Here is a 19,110-nt window from a genome sequence, read left to right as displayed (position 1 = left end):
GGTGGGGTCCCGCAGCTCTCGGCGGGGAGGGGGGTCAGCTCAGGCGGCGCAGGCCGAGCGTGTCGCGGCGGTCGCCGTTCCAGTCGCCGACGAGCACCTCGTCGCTCGCGCGCCCGAAGGTGACGACGCGGTCGGCGTCGCCGCCGCTGATCGAGTTCTTCAGGTGGTAGACGTTGCCGCGGCGCACGCCGAAGGTGTCGCGCCGGTCGCCGTTCCAGTCGCCGACGATGACGTCGTCACCGGCCCGGCCGTAGGTGATGACGGCGTCGGCGTCGCCACCGGTGAGGGAGTTCTTCACGTGGTACACCGAGCCGCGGCGCACGGCCAGCGTGTCGCGGCCGTCACCGTTCCAGTCGCCCACGAGGACGTCGTCGTTCGCGTGCCCGTAGGTGATGACGCGCTGCGCCGGGCCCGAACGGTTGTCGTTGCGGATGTGGTACTCGCGGCCGCGGCGCACCGCGATGGAGTCGCGCCCGTCGCCGTCCCAGTCACCGATGAGGATGACGTCGTTCGCCCGGCCGTAGGGGAAGGAGTAGTCCGCGTCGCCGCCGCGCAGGGTGTTGCTCACGTGGAAGGTCTTGCCGCGGCGCAGCGTGATGGTGTCGGTGCGGTTGCCGTCCCAGTCGCCGATGAGGACCTGGTCCCCGTCACGGCCGTACTGGAAGACGATCTCCGCCTCGGCGCCGAGAGTGTTGGACAGGAAGAAGCCCGTCGGCGGCGGGGTGACCCGCCACCACTCGCTGAACAGGTCGAAGCGGGCGTTGGTCAGGGTGCGGTTGCCGGTGTCGCACTCGACCCGGGCTTCGGTGATCCGGCCACCGAAGGCGCCGTTGCCGTCCCGCTTGGTGATGACGAGGTTGCGCAGGCGTCCGTTGCTCGGGCAATAGGCCTCGACGGTGCTCACGCTGAGCCGGTCGGTCCAGGTGGTGCGGGTGTCACCGGGGGCGGTACCGGTGTAGGGGTCTCGCTTGGCGACGAGGTAGGGGCGGGTGCTCGCCTTGGACCATCCGCCGTTCGTCGAGGAGAACTGGGTGAAGGCAACGGAGCCGCCGTACGTGCGTACCTCGCCCGAGGTCTCGGCGACCGCGGTGTTGGTGCTCGCGAACTCCTGCGGCGTGACGACCGCGCCGGCGCGGTTCACGACCGCGCGGCCGCGGTACACCTGGCAGCTCGTCGTGTCGCAGGTCAGTCCGGCGCTGTTGCCGGCGATCTCGGCGAGCACGTAGCTTCGGGCGGCGACCGCCTGCGCCTTGAGCGCGTCCATCTCCCAGTACGACGGGCTCTCGTGCGGGACGACGCCACGCAGGTACTGCTCCAGCGCCACGTGGTTGCGCACGTCGAAGAGCGTGCTGTTCTCCCGGACGAGCTGGATCGTCCCGCGGTACCAGGTGCCGCGGGAGGAGCTGGAGCCGACGACCGCTCCGAGGTTGTCGTTGTCGGAGTTGCGGGCGGTGACGGTGAGCTCGGGTGCCGTGAAGGCGTGGACCGGGCCGGCGCTGCCGTTCGCCCGCGTGTGGCGGACCCAGAACCGGTTGTCGTCCGCGCGGTCGACGGTGACGTACCCGCCCGCGTAGGTGCGGGTGGTGTTGCCCGCGCCCGCGACCTGGAGACGGTTCGCTCCCTGCGGCGCCCACAGGGTCACCGAGCCCGTGTCCTGGTGGGCCATGAGGCGGACCTGCAGCGTGCTGTTGCCGACGGAGCCGACGGAGGTCCCGGGGTAGTAGAACCCGAGGATCTGGCGGTGGGTCAGGCCCTGCAGGGCCGCGCCCTGCGCGCCCCACTGGGACATGCCGATGCCGTGGCCCCAGCCGCGGCCCTGGATCTCCCAGGAGCCGGAGCCCGGGCGCGGGTAGGTCTCGGCCGCGGAGGCCGCGGTCGGGAGGCCGACCACCACCCCGAGCGTGAGAGCCGCCGCCAGGGCGGAAGCGAGCAGGTGACGGACGGAACGCATGGCGGCCTCGGCAGGTTCAGGTGCGGGAAGTACTCCCGATGAGGGTAGTTCGCCGCGTATGTCCCCGTCAGTCCCCTGGGGCCACCGATCGCCCGCTCCCGGCTGGGATCGCGACGGCCTGGGCCGCGGGAGAAACTTGGAGACCGACGAGACGGAAGGCAGACCCATGGGTTTCCTTGACAAGCTGCTCGGCCGGCAGGCACCGGCACAGCGTGGCGGGTATCAGGCCCCGTACCCGGGCCAGTCCTACGAGCAGGCGGCTCCGCCGCCCTCCGGGCAGCCTCAGGCGAGTGAGGACGACCGGGCGGTCGCGCGCTACCAGTACCTGCTGCGTACCGCTCCGCCGGAGCGGATCGAGCAGGTCCACGCGGAGGCGTTCGCCGCGCTGAGTCCCGAGCAGCGCCAGCAGGTGCTCGACCGCCTGTCCTCCGACCTGCCCCCGGGCGAGGCGCCGCGCTCGGACAACCCGCAGGAGATGGCGCGCGCCGCCACCCGCGCGGAGATGCAGCAGCCCGGGTACATGCAGCGCTCCCTCGGTGGGGGCGGCATGGGCATGGGCGGCGTGCTCGCGGGGTCGTTGCTCGGTTCGGTCGCCGGCGTGGTCGTCGGCTCGGCCATCGCGCAGTCTCTCTTCGGCGGCTTCGACCAGTCCCCCGAGGCGGCGGCCGTCGGGGAGGGCTCCGGTGACGTCGGCGGTGACGTCGGCGCCGAGGACGCGTCCGGCGCCGAGGAGGCGTCCGGCGCGGAGGGCGGGGACGCCTCGGGCGGCATGGACGGCGGTGACGCCGGGGGCGGCTTCTTCGGCGGCGACGGCGGCGACTTCGGCGGTGACTTCGGAGGCTTCGGCGACTTTTGAGCCTCTCGGCGCCGGCCGGCCCGGACGGAGCCTGAAGGATGGCCCCCCGGGGCAGTTCAGGTGCCTCGGGGGACCATCTGTCAGGCGACGGGGCGGCGGATCAGCGGACCGCCGTCGTCGCCGTCTGGCTGGCGCCGACCCTCGCCATGTGGCGGGCGGCGCGCATCCCGAACACCGCCGCAGGACCGATCGTGGAACCGGGACCCGGGTAGGTGCGGCCCATGACCGAGGCGGAGCTGTTGCCGGCCGAGTACAGGCCCTCGATGACCGAGCCGTCCTCGCGCAGCGCGCGCCCGTCGGCGTCGGTGAGGACCCCGCCCTTGGTGCCCAGGTCCCCGACGACGAGCTTGAAGGCCGTGAAGGGGCCCTTCTCGATGGGGCCGAGGTTGGGGTTGGGGCGCACGGTCGGGTCGCTGTAGTAGCGGTCGTAGGCCGAGTTGCCGCGGCCGAAGTCACCGTCGACGCCGGAGCGCGCGAAGCCGTTGAAGCGCGCGACCGTCGCGGCGAAGCGGCCCTTGTCCACGCCGAGCTTCTCGGCGAGCTCCTCGAGGGTGTCCGCCTTGACCATGATCCCGGCCTCCTGCATCTTCTTGTTCGCCCGGGGGTCCATGGCGTAGGTGCGCAGGTAGCGGCGGGCGTGGCGGACGTCGGAGACCATCCAGTACGGGCCGTCCTTGTCGTGCTCGAGCATGTGGTGCCCGAGGTCGACGTAGGACTCCGACTCGTTGGCGAACCGCTCCCCCGTGGAGTCGACGATGATCGAGTACGGCATGGACCGCTCGCCGACGATGAAGGACGGCGAGCCGCCGGGCAGTGCCTCGATCGAGGCGCCCCACCAGGCGTCGTCCATGAGCTCGAGCGCCGCGCCGTGGCGCGCGGCGATGTCGATCGCCCCGCCGAGGTTGCCCGGTGCGCCGGAGGGGGCGCCGTCGATGCCGTGGTGCTTGCGGCGCCACTCGACGTTCTGGTCGAAGCCGCCGGCGGCGAGCATGACGCCGTGCGTCGCGCCGATCGTCAGCGCCTTGCCCTCGCGCGTGGTGCGGACGCCGACGACGCGGTCGTCCTCGATGACGAGGTCCTCGAGCGGGGCGCCCAGCCACAGGTCGGTGCCGAGCTTCTGGACGACGACGTCGAGGAAAGCCGCCGTCCAGCCGGACCCGATCCCCGCGAGCTTCTTGCCCGTCACGACGCCGCCGAGCGCGCGGAAGACGAACTGCGCCCCGCGGACGAACCCGGCGGGCGTGGACCAGGCGCGGCCGAGCAGCCACACGTCGTCGGTCTTGGCCGGCAGCGGGATGGGCGACTGGTTCGTCTTCCACCAGTCCCCGATGCGCTTGACGTCGAAGGGCTTGACCTCAAGGCCGCGGCCGATCTTGCCGCCGGGCAGCTCGGGGTAGTAGTCGGCGTAGTCCGGGGCCCGGACGAGCTCGACGCCGTACTTCATCGCGGTGTCGACGAAGTCCGCGACGCCGTCGACGAAGGCCTCCTTGCGCTCGCGGCTGGTGGCCCGGCCCGCGTCACCGATCGTCGCCTCGAGGTACGCCAGAGCCTCCTCGCGTGAGTCGCCCGCACGGTCGCGCTTCATGAGCGGGTTGTTGGGCAGCCACATGCCGCCACCGGACATCGCGGTGTTGCCGCCCCACTTCGCCGTGCTCTCCAGCACGAGGACGCGCAGGCCCTTGTCGGCCGCTCCCATCGCCGTCGCCATCCCCGCGGCGCCGCTGCCGACGACGACGACGTCGTACGTGTGGTCAAAGGTGGACATCTCTGCTCCCTCCAGTCGGGACAGGACACCGGACACAATTGTCCGGTTCCTATGATGCGAGCATGGCGCTTTCGGCCCGCGGGGGCAACAGAGGCCCGGCAGCGGCCGCCGACAACCGGCGTGCGCTGCTCCGGGCAGCACGGCGCCTGTTCGCCGACAAGGGGTACAACGTCCCCCTGAGCGCGATCGCCCGTGAGGCCGGGGTGGGACAGGCGGTGCTCTACCGGCACTTCCCGCGACGGCTGGACCTTGCCTTCGCCGTCTTCGAGGAGAACTTCGCCGAGCTCGAGTCCCTCGCCGCACGGACCGGACCGGACGCCTTCGAGCGCTTCTTCGAGCGCCTCGTCGAGCTCATGGTCGAGTCGGTCGGCTTCATCGAGATGGTCGTCGGTGCGCGGGGCGTCGTCGAGGACTACGACGGCGACGAGCGGCTGGCCCAGCTCCTCGCCGTGCCGCTGGGTCGCAGCCAGGAGGCGGGGCGCGTGGCGGCGCGCGTGACGGTCGACGACGTCGGGCTCGCGCTCCGGATGATCTACGGCGTCGCCGCCACCGCCCGCGGGGGCGCGGGGCGCCGGGCGGACGTCGAGCGGGTGCGCGACCTCGTCCTCACCCGCTGGCGCGCCTGAGCGCGTTCGTCTGGGTCGCACCTCCCGTCATCTCGACCGCGCCAGAAAGCGCTGCTCGATACCGGAGGGGCGACCCAGACGACGGGCGGGCGGGGTCAGGCGGTGGCGAGGAGCTTGCGGATGCGCTTCTCGCTCACCTTGACCGGAGTGCCCAGCTGCTGGGCGAAGAGACTGACGCGCAGCTCCTCGATCAGCCAGCGGACCTCCTCCAGTGTCTCGGCGCGCGAGGGGTCGGCGGTCGCGTGACGGGCGGCGGACGCCGCGGCCTCGTACTCCTCCTCCAGCTCGCCCACGCGCCAGGCGAGGTTGGCGTCCTGGTGGACGTTGTCCTTCGCGCGCTCCACCCGCCGGCGCGCGGCCCGCAGGTAGCGGGGGAGGTGGACGAGGCGGTCGGGCGGGGTGCGTGAGACGAAGCCGGGGTAGATGATCCGGCCGGCCTGGTCGCGCACGTCGGTGAGGGTGTTGAGGAGGAACATCGAGGTCGCGTCCTTGACCGCGGCCTCGAGCTCGCGCTGCGCCTCGAGCGCCGCCACCACGTGGCCCACCACCCGGTACACCCGCTCCTCGAGGCCCGTGCGGACGGCGTCGCGCAGCTGTCCGTAGCGCTCGGCGTCCATCGGCTCGCGGCCACCGTTCGCCGCGACCCACTCGTCGGCCAGCGCGGTGACGGCGGCGAGCTGCACGTCAGCCACGAGCGACTCGGTGTCCCGGTAGGGGCTGGCGGCGAGCGTGAGCGCCTCGCGGCCGGTCCAGCGCGACGTCACGCGCCCGCTCGCCAGCGCCGTCTCCTGGAGGAGCAGCCGCCGCACGCCGCGCCGGTGCTCCCCGGACTGCTCGCGGGAGTCGGCGAGGACGAGGAGGTCCACCCGCGGCGGCTTCCCGCGCTCGGCGGCCACCTCCACGAGCGCCGGGTACCCGCGCACGAGGAGCCCCTGCAGGCCGGTCGACTCGACCTGCGCCGGGACCGTGCCCACGGCAGGCCACCCGGTGAGCCCGTGCTCCTCCGCCAGCGCCGGTGCGGACGGGCGTGCCCCCGCGGCGGGTGCGGTGCCCGACGACGCGGCCTGCGCCGTCGTCGTCGTCCTTCCGCCGCCGGACTGTCCGCGGGCCTCCTCCATCGCCAGCTGGACGGCGCCCTTGACGGCGCTGCGCACGGCGGCCTGGGTCTGGGCGGCAAGGCGCCGCTGGAGCATGGGCAGGGAGGTGCTCTCGCCGAGCACCTTGCCCGTGTCGTCCACGACGCGGAAGGTGAGGCGCAGGTGGGAGGGCAGCTTCTCCTCGTCCCACGCGTCGTCCGGGATCGTCACGTCCCGCGCCATGGCGACGGCGGCGGTGAAGGCCTCCCGGAAGGACGGCGCCCCGAAGGGAGCGGGCGCGACCTCCGACCACGGCGGCAGCAGCGCGAGCACCTCGCGGGCGACGTCGGGGGCCGGGACGAGCTGGACGCGCACCTTCTTGGGCAGCGCGCGGATCGTCGCGACGGCGAGGTCGGGCAGCAGGCCGGGCACGAGCCAGTCGAAGCCGTCGGGACGCAGCCGCCCGAGCACGCTGACGGGGACGTGGACGGTGACGCCGTCGGCCGCCGTCCCCGGCTCGAACTGGTAGGTGAGGGGCAGGGTGAGGTCCCCCTGCTTCCACGTGTCGGGGAAGTCGCCGGAGGAGACGTCCGGCTCCCCTCCGAAGAGCAGCTCCCGGGTGAAGTCGAGCAGCTCCGGCTCCTCGTGGCGGTGCTTCTTCCACCAGGAGTCGAAGTGCCGGGCGCTGACGACGGAGTCGGGCAGGCGCTCGTCGTAGAAGTCGTAGATGCCGTTCTCGTCGATGACGAGGTCCCGGCGCCGGGTGCGGTTCTCCAGCTCCTCGGCCTCGGCGAGGAGGTCGCGGTTGCGCGCCCAGAACTTGTGGTGGGTGCGCCACTCGCCCTGGACGAGCGCGTGCCGGATGAACAGCTCCCGGGCGAGGGCGCGGGCGGAGGCGGTGCCGACGCTGGAGAGCGGCACGGTGCGGTCGGCGACGAGCGTCATCCCGTAGAGGAGGACCTTCTCGTGGACCATCGCGGCGCCCTGCCGGGTGGACCAGTACGGCTCGGAGTGGACCTTCTTCGTCAGGTGCGCGGCGGCCGGCTCCACCCACGAGGGCTGGATCCGCGCGGCGGTGCGCGCGAAGAGCCGCGAGGTCTCGACGAGCTCGGCGGCCATCACCCAGTCGTAGGCCTTCTTCGCCAGGCCGGACCCGGGCCACACGACGAAGCGCGTCCCGCGCGCCCCGGCGTACTCCCGGCGCCGCTCGTCGTAGCTGCCGAGGTTGGACAGCAGACCGACGAGGAGGGACTGGTGGATCGCGTCGGCGCTCGCGGCGTCGGAGGACTGCCCGACGGCGACGGCGGCCGCCGCGGGGTCCTCACCGACGTCGTCCGCGTGGGGCAGGGCGAGCGGGCGCATGGTGAGGCCGAGCGGCTTGGCGAGCTGGCGCAGCTGGCTGACGACGTCCTGCCACTCCCGCACCCGCAGGTAGTTGAGGAACTCCGCCCGGCACAGCCGCCGGAAGGCCGAGCCGGACAGGTCGCGCTGCTGGGTGCGCAGGTAGCGCCACAGGTTGAGGTAGGCGAGGAAGTCGGAGGTGGGGTCGGTGAAGCGGCGGTGCTTGGCGTCCGCGGCCTGCTGGTGCTCGGCTGGCCGCTCGCGCACGTCCTGGACCGACAGCGCCGCGACGATGACCATGACCTCGGCCGCGCAGCCGTTCTCCTGCGCGGCGAGCAGCATGCGGCCCAGGCGCGGGTCGATGGGCAGGCGGGCGAGCTGCCGGCCCACGGGCGTGAGCCGGTGGCGTCCGGCGCCGCCGGGACGGGCGTCGTCGTCGGCGCCCTCGAGCGCACCGATCTCGACGAGGAGCTGGACGCCGTCGCGCACGGCCCGGGTGTCGGGCTGGTCGACGAAGGGGAAGTCCTCGACGTCACCGAGGCCGAGCGCCGCCATCTGGAGGATGACGGAGGCCAGGGAGGTACGCAGGATCTCCGGCTCGGTGAACTCCGGCCGCGACTCGTAGTCGGTGCGCGAGTAGAGCCGGATCGCGATGCCGTCGGCGACGCGGCCGCAGCGCCCCGAGCGCTGGTTCGCGCTCGCCTGGGAGATCGCCTCGATCGGCAGCCGCTGCACCTTGGTGCGGTTGGAGTAGCGGGAGATGCGCGCCGTGCCCGGGTCGACGACGTAGCGGATCCCGGGCACCGTCAGCGAGGTCTCGGCGACGTTCGTCGCGAGCACCACGCGCTGGTGGCGGTGCGGCTCGAAGACACGGTGCTGCTCGGCGGCGGACAGGCGCGCGTAGAGCGGGACGACCTCGACGACGCCGGGCTGGCCGGCGCTCGCCCGGCCCGCGTACCGCGGCCCGAGGTGCTCGGCGAGGGCGACGTCGGTGTCCCGGATCTCCCGCTCGCCGGAGAGGAAGACGAGGATGTCGCCCGGTCCCTCGGCGAGGAGCTCGTCGACGGCGCGGCAGATCGCCGTGGGCTGGTCGAGTTCCTCCTCGCGGACGGCGGGCGCGTCGTCGTCCTCGCCGTCGTCGGTGTCGGGGACGAGCGGGTGGTAGCGGACCTCGACGGGGTAGGTGCGCCCGGAGACCTCGACGACGGGGGCCGGGACGCGCTCGCCGTCGTCGCCGTCGCGGCCGAAGTGGGCGGCGAACCGGGCGGAGTCGATGGTCGCGGAGGTGATGACGACCTTGAGGTCCGGGCGGCGGGGCAGCAGCCGGGCGAGGTAGCCGAGGATGAAGTCGATGTTGAGGGACCGCTCGTGCGCCTCGTCGACGATGATCGTGTCGTAGCGCCGCAGCATCGGGTCGCGCTGGATCTCCGCGAGGAGGATGCCGTCGGTCATGAGCTTGACGAGGGTCGTGGGACCGACCTCGTCGGTGAAGCGCACCTGGTAGCCGACTGCGCCGCCGAGCTGGACGTCGAGCTCCTCGGCGATGCGCTCGGCGACGGTGCGCGCCGCGATGCGGCGCGGCTGGGTGTGCCCGATGGTGCCGGTGACGCCGCGGCCCAGCTCGAGGCAGATCTTCGGCAGCTGCGTCGTCTTCCCCGAGCCGGTCTCACCGGAGACGATGACGACCTGGTGGTCGCGGATCGCGGCGGCGATCTCCTCGCGGCGCGCGGAGACGGGCAGCTGCTCGGGGTAGGTGATGGTCGGGACGGCGGCGCGACGCGCCTCGAGCTGCTCGGGGGAGTAGCCGCGGTGCTCGGCCGGACGGCGGCCTCCCTGGCGGCGACGGCGGCCCCCGCGTCCGCCGTCGTCGGCTCGCCGGGACGGCCTTTCGCCGTCGGCGTGCTGCGCGGCGCCCCGCTCCGTGGTCACGGTCGACCATTCTCTCCGATCCTCACCGCGGTGGGCACCTCGTTTCCTCCCGGTGAACGGCGTGGGCGCCAGCGGGGGAGGGGTTGTGGGCAGTGTGTGAGGACGCGCGCGGTTCCGTCGGCGGGGCCCGCTCGCGGGGGACAATGGTCGGGTGTTGAAGCTTCTCGGCTGGGTGCTCACCCTCGCCCTGGCCGCGGCGGCCGTGCTCACGCTGGATCCCGCGCGGCTCGGGCTCTCGACGTCCATCCCGGTGACGCAGGCGATCGCCATGCGTCCCTACCTCGTGGCCGGCTTCGTCGTGCTCGGCGGCGTGCTGCTGCTCGGCGTCCTCCTCGCCGCGCTGCTCGGGCGCCGGTGGCCGCGCCGGACGGCGCTGGCCGTGGTCCTGCTCGCCGTGGGCGCCGGCCACGCCGGGGTGCTCTGGCACCGCGGCCTCGGCGACGAGCCGCTGCCCGCGGCACAGGACGGCGCCGTCACGGTCCTCACCCTCAACACCCTGGGTGGCGGCTCGAGCCCCGAGCAGGTGGCCGACGCCGCCGACGACGCGGGCGCCGACGTCCTCGTCCTCCCGGAGACCTCCGCCGACAGCGCACGGGCGATCGCCGAGGGGCTCACCGAGCGCAGCGGCACCGCCTTCCAGCTCTTCGTCGAGCGCACCGGGGCGTGGGACTCGAGCTCGACCGCGCTCCTCGTGAGCGAGGAGCTGGGTGAGTACGCGCAGGCACCGGCCCCGACGACGGCGCACGGGGCGGTCCGCGCGGAGCCTGTCGACGGCTCGGGGCCGGTCCTCGTGGGCGTCCACCCGATGAGCCCGCACGCGCCCGGGCCGGCGATGGAGCGGTGGCGCACCGACCTCGAGGCGGTCACCGAGCCGTGCCGCAGCGAGCCGGGCGTCGTCGTCGCCGGGGACTTCAACGCGACCCTCGACCACGCCCCGATGCGGGACATCGGCTCCTGCGTCGACGCGTCCGCCGAGGCCGGCGTCGGGGGTGTGGCGACCTGGCCCGCGCACCTGCCGCGGCTCGTGGGTGCCCACATCGACCACGTCCTCGTGGACGGTGACGTCTACACGGTGGACGCCGCCGCGGTCCTCGAGGTCGGCGCGAGCGACCACCGCGCCGTCGTCGCCCGGATCTCCCTGAAGTAGCCCGCCGGCCGCCGACCTACTCGCCGAGGATGACGGCGTACCAGGCGCCGTGGTGCTCGGCGCCGTAGGCGTCCACGCGGATGGCGTTCGCGTCGGCACCGTCGACGTCCGCGGTGTACTCCCCGTCCGCGCACGACACCGCGTGCTCGACGCTGGTCGTCCGGGTCCCGCCACCCGTCTTGTGAACCACGTCGACGACGAAGATCAGCTCGTCGTCGCCGAAGCAGGAGAGGCGGACGCCCGCGACCTGCGTGGCTGCCTCGAGGTCCATGGTGATGCCGTCCCCCGGCTGCGGGGGCCCGTCGTCAGGACCGACACGGCTCGACATCTCTCCCAGTCCGCCCTCGACGGCGTGCTCCTGGGCGTTCATCCACTCGTTGACCTCGGACGCGTCGACGTCGTCGCCCGAGCAGCCCGCGACGAGCGCGCCGAGGAGCACGACACCTGCGGCGCTCGCCGTCGCTCTTCCCATGGCGACACGCTAGTGGGCAGCGTGCTCCGCCGTCGTGAACTCCCCGGTTCACCTCTCCCGGAGGTGCGGGGAGGAGGGAGGCGGGAGGACGTGCGGGGAGGTCAGCGTGGTCGACGAGCGCGGCGGGTCAGCGCCGCGGCTGGGACTCGCCGAGGACCGCGACGCGGACGGCGCCCACGACGTCCTCCCCGAAGACCTCGACCCGGACGCTCTGCGCCTCGGGGAACGCGAGCGGCTCCTCGTGGGGGCCGTCCTCGCACGTGACGGTCACGTCGGTGGCCGGCTCGTCCGCGCCCGGCACCTCGACGGAGACGCGGAGCGGCTCGTCGCCGAGGCACTCGACCCGCAGTCCCGAGACCCCCGCGAGCTGGCCGACGGACATGCTGGCCACCGGTTCGTCGGGCTCACCCTGCCGCCGGAGGTCGGTGGACATCGCCCCCACGACGCCGTCCTCGACGGTCGTGGGTCGGCTCTCGAGCCACTCCTCGATCTCGGCGTCACCCGGTCCGGCCGCGGCGCAGCTCGTCGCCAGCCCTCCGAGCAGGACGAGGGCGGCGGCGCGGACGGTCGTGCGTCTCCCCATCCAGCCACGCTAGCGCGGCGCTCGGTCCCCATCGCCGGTCATGCGGGTGGCGAGCCGGCCGAGGGCGGCTCGCCAGAAGTCCTTCGAGGCCGCCACGGCGGCCGGGTCGGGGAGGCGGCCGTGCTGGACCGCCACCCGGACCTTGCCCGCGGCGGTCGGCGTGAGCTCGACGGCCACCCGGGCGCCGTCGTCGTCCATGAGCCGCGCACGCTTGGGTGGGCTCGCGCTGGCCAGCTGCCACCCCGGGAGCCACGCCGCGCGCAGGGTGTCCTCGGCCAGGTGGGCGAAGAGCTCCTCGGCGGGCAGGCCCACCCTCCGCGAGACGTTGGCGTCGAAGGTGCCGTCCGGCCGCTGCCCCGGCTGCCGCATCCCGCGCGCCTGCTCGTAGCCCACGGTGAGGCTCTGCGCCCACCAGCCGTCGACGCCGTGCTCGGAGACGAGCCACGCGGCGATCTGCTGGTGCGCCCATTCGTCCGCCCCGGCGGCGTCGAGCGCGGCGAACCACTCCTCGCGGGGCCGGCCGGTGGCACGGGCCACCTTGTCCGCGCCGATGACCTCGTCGTGCCGTCTGGTGGCCATGGGCCCACGCTAGCGCTCGGCCGGGGCCGGACAGGGCGACGCACCCTCGCCCGCGTCCGGGGAGGGTGCGCACCGGGCAGGGTCAGCGGCGCACGCGGCTCCCGGGGCCGCCCTCGCTGATGTCACCGTCGACCTTGGCGCCGCGGTAGACGTAGAGGTTGCCGTTGTCGCGCTCGTAGACGTTGCCGTCCACGCGCGCGGTGCCGTAGAGGAAGAGGTGGCCGCGGCCGGACTCCTTGACGTTGCCGTCCACCGTCCCGGCGACGTACACGGCGCCGTCGTGCAGCTCCTCGACGTTCCCGTCGACCGAACCACCGCGGTAGACGTGCACCAGGCCGGTACTGCTCTCCTTGACGTTGCCGTCGACGTCGCCGTGGACCTGCACGGTGCCCGCGCCGGTCTCCTCGACGTTGCCGTCGACCTCGCCGGTGGCGGCGATGACGACGGAACCGGTCCCGACCTGGCGGAGGTTGCCCTCGACGGTCCCGCGGATGGTGACCGTGCCGTTGCGGACGGTGAGGTCGCCGTCGATCGTGCGCCCGGCGGCGAGCGTGAAGCTCCCGCTGCGGGTGACGTCGTCGGCCTGGGCCGCGGACGGGACGGCGACGAGCATGAGCCCGGCGGCGGTGCCGGCGGCAAGGGTGCGTCGGATGTTCATGGCGATGTCCTGTTCTCGAGGTCCTCCGGGCCGTCCCGGTGGATCGTCACCAGTTCAGCCTCGGCACGTGAGGTCACCGTGAGGAAGCGGTGAGAGCCGTCTCATCGACGGGGCCCGGACGGGGCTCGGGTCTCGCATCCCGGATGAGCCTTGCCCGTGCCGTGACCACGCCGCGACGATCCACTCACCATCCAGAGCGGCCGAGAGTCCTGGCTCGACGACGCCGCAGCAACCCCCCGTCACACGGGTGCGGGTGCTTCCGCCAGGCCCGATGGGAGAGACCTCTTGAGCACCGCTAGCCTCGTGACCGTGCCGCGTGGACGACCGACGGTCTCATTCGAGCTGTACCCACCACGCACGCCCGCCAGCGAGGCGACGGCGTGGGAGACGGTCGAGCGTCTGGCCGCCGCGGCCCCGGACTTCTTCTCGGTCACCTACGGCGCCTCCGGCTCCACCCGCGACTCCTCACGCGCCCTCGTGCGCCGCATCCTCGCCGAGACGAGCGTCGCGCCGATCGCCCACCTCACCTGCGTCGGCTCCACCCGCGCCGAGCTCGTGCAGTTCGTCGACGAGCTCATCGACGACGGCGTCCGCGACTTCCTCGCGCTGCGCGGCGACCCACCGGCCGACCAGCCGACGTGGGTGCCGCAGCCCGACGGCGTCAACACCACCGCCGAGCTCGTCGCGCTCATCCGGGCGGCGGAGCTGGCGCGCTTCGGCACCACCGGGGTGCTGAGCGTCGCCGTCGCCGCCTACCCCGCCGGCGTGAGCCACACCCGCACGCAGGACGTCGTCGCCCTGCGTGACAAGCAGGCGGCCGGCGCGGACTTCGCCATCACGCAGGTCTTCTACGACGTCGCCGCCTACGTCGGGCTGGTCGAGGAGGCCCGCGCCGCCGGGGTGGTGCTCCCGCTCGTCGCCGGCATCATCCCGATGACCGACCCTCGGCGGCTGCGCCGGCTGGCCCAGCTCACCGGCGTCCCGGTCCCCGAGGTGCTGCTCGACCGCCTCACCGCGGCCGCCGACGACGAGGAGCGCCACCGCATCGGCATCGACGCGACCGTCGCGCTGGTGGAGGACGTCGTCTCCGCCGGCGCCCCCGGCCTGCACCTGTTCACGTTCAACCAGTACCGGCCGGCCCTCGACGTCGTCGAGCGCCTCCGCCGCCCGCTGTCCACCACGAGCCCGAGGACGATCTCATGACCGACCGCACCGCGCCCCAGCTGCCCGCCGCCACCATTCTCGGCTACCCGCGGATCGGGCCACGGCGCGAGCTCAAGCGGGCGGTGGAGTCCTTCTGGGCCGGCCGCAGCGAGCTCGACGACCTCCAGATCGCCGCGGCCGACCTGCGCCGTCGCCAGCGGGGCCGCCTCGTCGACCTCGGCCTCGCCCCGGACGACGCCTCCATCCCGTGCGACTTCACCTTCTACGACCAGGTGCTCGACACCGCCGTCACCCTCGGCGCCGTCCCGCCCCGGTTCGCGCACCTCCTCGACGACGACGGCGCCCTCGACCTGCCCGGGTACTTCACCGTGGCCCGGGGCGAGGGGGAGCGGCCGCCGCTGGAGATGACGAAGTGGTTCGACACGAACTACCACTACCTCGTCCCCGAGATCAGCCCGCAGACCCGGTTCCGGCTGTCCGACGACCGCGTCGAGCGGCTCTTCCTCGAGGCGGCGGCCGAGGGCGTGACCACCCGCCCCGTCGTCGTCGGGCCGGTGACCTTCCTCCTGCTGAGCAAGGCCGTGGCCGCGGAGGACCCGGGCGACGGCGCCGCACCCGCGGCCGCGCCGCCGGAGGGCTTCACGCCGCTCGACCGCCTCGAGGACGTCCTGCCCGCCTACGTCGACCTGCTCCACGCGCTGGGTGGCGTCGGGGCGCCGTGGCTGCAGCTCGAGGAGCCGGCGCTCGCTGTCGACTGGGGGGTGCCCCGCGAGCGGGTGCTCGCCGCCGTCGAGCGCGCCTACACCGTGCTGGCGGCCGAGACGACGCGGCCCGAGCGGCCCGCCCTCTTCGTGCCGGTCGCCTACGGGCCCGCGGAGGACGCGCTGCCCGTCCTGGCCCGGGCCGGCGTCGAGGCCGTGGGCCTCGACCTCGTCCGCGGTGGGGTGCCGTCCGGTGAGGTGCTCTCCCAGCTGGGCGACGCCGTCGTCGTGGCGGGGGCGGTCGACGGACGCAACGTGTGGCGGACCGACCTGGACGCCGCGCTCGAGCGCCTGCAGGAGCTCGAGGCGGGACTGCCCGCCGGCGCCGCGCGTGACGGCGGCCTGTGCGTGGCCACCTCGACGTCCCTGCAGCACGTGCCCTACGACGTCGGCGCGGAGACGCGGCTCGACCCGCAGCTGAGCAGCTGGCTCGCTTTCGCCGACCAGAAGGTCGAGGAGGTCCTCGCGCTCGCGACGGCCCTCACCCAGGGCCGTGACGCCGCGAAGGGCGCCTTCGCGGCCGCCGCGGACCGCCGTCGCAGCCGCCTCGAGCACCCGGGCGTGCGGCGGGCGGACGTCCGCGACCGCGTCGCCGCGCTCACCGACGCGGACCGCAGCCGCGCCCCCTTCGCCGAGCGTGCGGCCGCGCAGGCCGAGGTCCTCGACCTCCCGCCCCTGCCGACGACGACGATCGGCTCCTTCCCGCAGACCGTCGAGATCCGCCGTGCGCGGGCCGCGTACGGCCGCGGCGAGCTGAGCGCCGAGGAGTACACGGCCGCGATGCGCGAGGAGATCGAGCGCGTCGTACGGCTCCAGGAGGACCTGGGCCTGGACGTCCTCGTCCACGGGGAGCCCGAGCGCAACGACATGGTCCAGTACTTCGCCGAGAACCTCGAGGGCTTCGCGGTCACCGAGAACGGGTGGGTGCAGTCCTACGGGACCCGCTGCACGCGGCCCTCGATCCTCTGGGGTGACGTCGCGCGGCCCGCGCCGATCACCGTCGAGTGGTCCCGGCACGCCGCCTCGCTCACCGACAAGCCCGTCAAGGGCATGCTCACCGGCCCGGTGACGATCCTCGCGTGGTCCTTCGTGCGCGACGACCAGCCGCTGGCGGACACCGCGGCGCAGGTGGCGCTCGCGCTGCGCGACGAGGTCGCCGACCTCGAGGCCGCGGGGATCGGTGTCATCCAGGTCGACGAGCCCGCGCTGCGCGAGCTCCTGCCGCTGCGCGCGGAGCACCACGCGGCGTACCTCGAGTGGTCGGTGGGCGCCTTCCGGCTGGCGACGGCGGTCGCCGCCCCCGCCACCCAGGTGCACACCCACCTGTGCTACTCGGAGTTCGGCGAGGTCATCGGTGCGATCGACGCGCTGGACGCGGACGTCACGAGCATCGAGGCCGCGCGCTCCCGGATGGAGGTGCTGCCCGAGCTGCAGGCCGCCGGCTTCGCCCGCGGCGTGGGGCCGGGCGTCTACGACATCCACTCCCCGCGCGTGCCGAGCGAGGAGGAGGTGGCCGAGCTCGTGGCGCTCGCGGCCGAGTCGGTGCCCCCGCAGCTGCTGTGGGTCAACCCCGACTGCGGCCTCAAGACCCGCGGCTACGACGAGGTCGAGCCCAGCCTGCGCCACCTCGTGGCGGCGGCGCAGAAGGTGCGGGCCCAGCTCGGCTGAGCGCTCTGAACAACTCGCACATATGCGGGATTTCTGCAGTCCGACCTGGCTTCGGGCAGCAGAAATCCCGCATATGACCGGAGGGGGAGGGGGTCAGCCGAGGCGCTCGGTGGTGATCTCGAAGCCTGCGGCGACCAGGCGGTCCGCGAGGACCGTGCCGAGCGCCGTGGCCGGGGTGAGGACCCCGCCGCCACCCGGCAGGTGCGACTCGTCGTAGGCCAGGGCGAGCGCGGACTCCCCGATCATCACCGACGTCGCCGCGTAGCCCGGGTCCCCCTGCGCGGCGACGACGGTGCGGTACCTGGCCCCCGTCGTCGTGCGGGCGACCACCTCCATGCGGAAGTAGCCGTTCCGGCGCGTCTCCTCGTCCGGGCCGTCACCGGGGGAGGGGAGCACGCGGTCGGCGACCCAGCGGGTGGGCGGGAAGGCCATGACGCCCGCGGCGGCACCGGTGGCGAGGGACAGGGCCTGGGCCCGCCGTCGTCCACGAGGGCCGGGACCGAGGTCGACGACCTCCCGGTAGCGGAAGTCGCGGCCGTAGCTCCAGCCGCTGAGCGCGTTGCTGCGGTGGACGATGCGGCTGTTGAAGGCGGCCATGGGGAAGGTCGTCACCCACGTGCCGGTCTGGGCGTCGCGGAAGGGCTGCGACGGCGTGTGCTGGTCGACGTCGGGCGCGTCGGCCCGGTCCGGGACGAGCGCGTACGGGTCGGTGAGGATGCGCCGGTTGTCGGGGTCGCGGCCGGCGTCCACCTGGATCCGCATCGAGTCGATCGTGCCGCCGCTGACCCCGCCCGAGGCCGAGCGGACCGCGAGCGTGGTGGCGAGCAGCTCGCCCGCGCCGTCGGCCCGTGCCCGCTCGGCGGTGAGGAAGGCGCCGAGGTCGGAGGGGACGGAGTCGAAGCCGCACGAGTGGACGATGCGGGAGCCGGTGCGCCGCGCGGTGTCGTGCAGCCACTGGGAGGTCTCGTGGATGAAGAGGACCTCACCGGCGAGGTCGGCGTAGTGGGTGCCGGCCTCCGCGCAGGCGCGTGCCAGCGGCATGCCGTGGCGGCTGTAGGGGCCGACCGTCGTGACGACGACGCGGGTGGAGGCGGCGAGCTCGGCCAGCGCGGCGTCGTCCTCGGCGCCGGCGACGACCACCGGCCACGCCGCCGCGGCGGGGCCCAGACCGTCGCGCACCTGCTCCAGCCGCTCACGGGAGCGGCCGGCGAGCCCCACCCGGGTGCCCGGCGCGTGCTCCGCGAGGTACTCGGCGACGAGCCGTCCGACGAATCCGCTGGCGCCGTAGACGACGACGTCCAGCGCCCGGTCAACCGAAGGCGCAGTCATCACTCGAGGCTAGGCGCCACCCACGGCTCCGCAATCGGTGGGGGCGCCGGGCCTCGGGACCAGGGCGGCTCAGGCGTAGATCATGCCCATCGCGCGGCGGACCTCGTCCAGCGTCGCCTCGGCGACGGCGTTGGCGCGCTCGTTGCCCTGGTCGAGCACCTGGCGCAGGTAGCCCGGGTCCGCGACGAGCTCGGCGCGGCGGGCGCGGATGGGCGCGAAGTGCTCGTTGACGGCCTCGGTGACCACGCGCTTGAGGGTGCCGCCACCGCCGTCGCCGATCTCCGCCGCGACGTCGTGCGGGTCGCGGCCGCTGGCGAGCGCGGCGAGCAGGACGAGGTTGGAGACCTCCGGGCGCCCGGCCGGGTCGTAGGTGATGTGCCGGTCGGCGTCGGTGACGGCCTTCTTCAGCCGCTTCGCGGTGGTGTCGGCGTCCATCCCGAGCTCGATGGTGTTGCCCTTGGACTTGCTCATCTTCTGGCCGTCGGTGCCGAGGAGGTTCGTCGCCGCGGACAGCAGCGCCTCCGGCTGGGGGAACACCGGCCGGCCGGCCTCGGCGCGGCCGTAGCGCTCGTCGAAGCGGCGCGCGATGATTCGCGTCTGCTCGAGGTGCGGCAGCTGGTCCTTGCCGACCGGGACGAGGTTGGCCTTGCAGAAGAGGATGTCGGCCGCCTGGTGCACCGGGTAGGTGAGGAGCAGCCCGGACATCGGGCGCCCGCCGGTGGCCTCGTACTCCGACTTCACCGTGGGGTTGCGGCGCAGCTCGGAGTCGGTGACGAGGGAGAGGAAGGGCAGCATGAGCTGGTTGAGCGCCGGCACGGAGGAGTGGGTGAAGATCGTCGTGCGTGCCGGGTCCAGGCCGACGGCGAGGTAGTCCGCGACGAGCGAGAGCACCCGGTCCTCGATCTCCCCGACCGCGTCACGATCGGTGATGACCTGGTAGTCCGCGACGAGCACCCACGTCTGCACGCCCCGGTCCTGCAGCGCCACCCGGTTGGCCAGCGTGCCGAAGTAGTGGCCCAGGTGGAGGTTGCCGGTGGGCCGGTCGCCGGTCAGCATGCGGAACTTCGAGGGGTTGGCGTCGATCTCCGCCTCGATCGCGCGGGAGCGGGCCCGCGTGCGGTCGAGGGAGGCGTCGGACGTGGACTCCGCCAGCGCGTCCGAGACGGCGGCGTCAGTGGCGGCGATCTGCTCGGTACTCACCCGGC

The 19,110-nt window shown here is 73.8% G+C and carries 14 protein-coding genes and 1 riboswitch; of the genes, 5 read left to right on the top strand and 9 right to left on the bottom strand.

Going from position 1 to position 19,110, the window contains the following annotated elements:
- Positions 1-34 precede the first annotated feature (34 nt).
- Entirely contained in the window at positions 35-1,951 is a 1,917-nt protein-coding gene (locus H9624_RS06315) for a SpoIID/LytB domain-containing protein (protein WP_251839051.1), read from the bottom strand.
- A 166-nt stretch (positions 1,952-2,117) separates the two neighbouring features.
- On the opposite strand from H9624_RS06315, the gene H9624_RS06310 reads away from it, so the two are divergent.
- A complete protein-coding gene (locus tag H9624_RS06310; RefSeq protein WP_251839050.1) occupies positions 2,118-2,807 on the top strand; it encodes a hypothetical protein in 690 nt (229 codons plus the stop codon).
- A 100-nt stretch (positions 2,808-2,907) separates the two neighbouring features.
- Here H9624_RS06310 and H9624_RS06305 read toward each other — a convergent pair whose 3' ends face one another.
- The gene (locus tag H9624_RS06305; RefSeq protein ID WP_251839049.1) at positions 2,908-4,572 is read right to left on the bottom strand and encodes an FAD-dependent oxidoreductase; all 1,665 of its coding nucleotides are present in this window, start codon (positions 4,570-4,572) and stop codon (positions 2,908-2,910) included.
- A 62-nt stretch (positions 4,573-4,634) separates the two neighbouring features.
- Between H9624_RS06305 and H9624_RS06300 the strand changes: the two genes are divergently transcribed.
- Positions 4,635-5,198 (top strand): TetR/AcrR family transcriptional regulator, encoded by a 564-nt coding sequence (locus H9624_RS06300; protein WP_251839048.1) that lies wholly within the window; start codon positions 4,635-4,637, stop codon positions 5,196-5,198.
- A gap of 95 nt (positions 5,199-5,293) precedes the next feature.
- Here H9624_RS06300 and hrpA read toward each other — a convergent pair whose 3' ends face one another.
- Complete coding sequence (gene hrpA, locus H9624_RS06295) at positions 5,294-9,790, bottom strand: ATP-dependent RNA helicase HrpA (protein WP_372435122.1); 4,497 nt, start codon at positions 9,788-9,790, stop codon at positions 5,294-5,296.
- On the opposite strand from hrpA, the gene H9624_RS06290 reads away from it, so the two are divergent.
- Positions 9,696-10,691: an endonuclease/exonuclease/phosphatase family protein gene (locus H9624_RS06290; protein WP_251839046.1), complete on the top strand. Its 996-nt coding sequence runs from the start codon at positions 9,696-9,698 to the stop codon at positions 10,689-10,691. The genes hrpA and H9624_RS06290 overlap by 95 nt on opposite strands.
- Positions 10,692-10,707: 16 nt before the next feature.
- On the opposite strand, the gene H9624_RS06285 is transcribed toward H9624_RS06290, so the two are convergent.
- The 4 genes from H9624_RS06285 to H9624_RS06270 all read right to left on the bottom strand — a co-directional run bounded on the left by H9624_RS06285 (position 10,708) and on the right by H9624_RS06270 (position 12,983).
- Positions 10,708-11,163, bottom strand: coding sequence for a hypothetical protein (locus H9624_RS06285; protein WP_251839045.1), 456 nt, complete (start codon positions 11,161-11,163; stop codon positions 10,708-10,710).
- Positions 11,164-11,290: 127 nt separating this feature from the next.
- A complete protein-coding gene (locus tag H9624_RS06280) occupies positions 11,291-11,746 on the bottom strand; it encodes a hypothetical protein (protein ID WP_251839044.1) in 456 nt (151 codons plus the stop codon).
- Positions 11,747-11,755: 9 nt separating this feature from the next.
- Positions 11,756-12,325 carry a DUF4287 domain-containing protein gene (locus H9624_RS06275; RefSeq protein WP_251839043.1) on the bottom strand — a complete coding sequence of 190 codons (570 nt, stop codon included), beginning with the start codon at positions 12,323-12,325 and terminating at the stop codon, positions 11,756-11,758.
- Between the two features lie 82 nt (positions 12,326-12,407).
- On the bottom strand, positions 12,408-12,983 hold the full coding sequence (locus tag H9624_RS06270; protein WP_251839042.1) for a bactofilin family protein: 576 nt from the start codon (positions 12,981-12,983) through the stop codon (positions 12,408-12,410).
- A 183-nt stretch (positions 12,984-13,166) separates the two neighbouring features.
- Positions 13,167-13,261, top strand: a riboswitch (SAM riboswitch).
- Between the two features lie 7 nt (positions 13,262-13,268).
- Here H9624_RS06270 and H9624_RS06265 point away from each other — a divergent pair.
- Entirely contained in the window at positions 13,269-14,186 is a 918-nt protein-coding gene (locus tag H9624_RS06265; protein ID WP_251839041.1) for a methylenetetrahydrofolate reductase, read from the top strand.
- On the top strand, positions 14,183-16,576 hold the full coding sequence (metE, locus tag H9624_RS06260) for a 5-methyltetrahydropteroyltriglutamate--homocysteine S-methyltransferase (RefSeq protein WP_251839040.1): 2,394 nt from the start codon (positions 14,183-14,185) through the stop codon (positions 16,574-16,576). The genes H9624_RS06265 and metE overlap by 4 nt, the downstream gene beginning before the upstream one ends.
- A 93-nt stretch (positions 16,577-16,669) precedes the next feature.
- Here metE and H9624_RS06255 read toward each other — a convergent pair whose 3' ends face one another.
- Together H9624_RS06255 and trpS are read right to left on the bottom strand one after the other, a co-directional pair.
- The gene (locus H9624_RS06255; protein WP_251839039.1) at positions 16,670-17,905 is read right to left on the bottom strand and encodes a saccharopine dehydrogenase family protein; all 1,236 of its coding nucleotides are present in this window, start codon (positions 17,903-17,905) and stop codon (positions 16,670-16,672) included.
- A gap of 69 nt (positions 17,906-17,974) precedes the next feature.
- Entirely contained in the window at positions 17,975-19,105 is a 1,131-nt protein-coding gene (gene trpS, locus H9624_RS06250; RefSeq protein WP_372435119.1) for a tryptophan--tRNA ligase, read from the bottom strand.
- Positions 19,106-19,110 lie beyond the last annotated feature (5 nt).

Source organism: Oceanitalea stevensii (assembly GCF_014837105.1).
Taxonomy (GTDB): domain Bacteria; phylum Actinomycetota; class Actinomycetes; order Actinomycetales; family Actinomycetaceae; genus Oceanitalea; species Oceanitalea stevensii.
The sequence above is the reverse complement of the archived record's forward strand: the minus strand, read 5'-3'. Positions and strand labels throughout refer to the sequence as shown.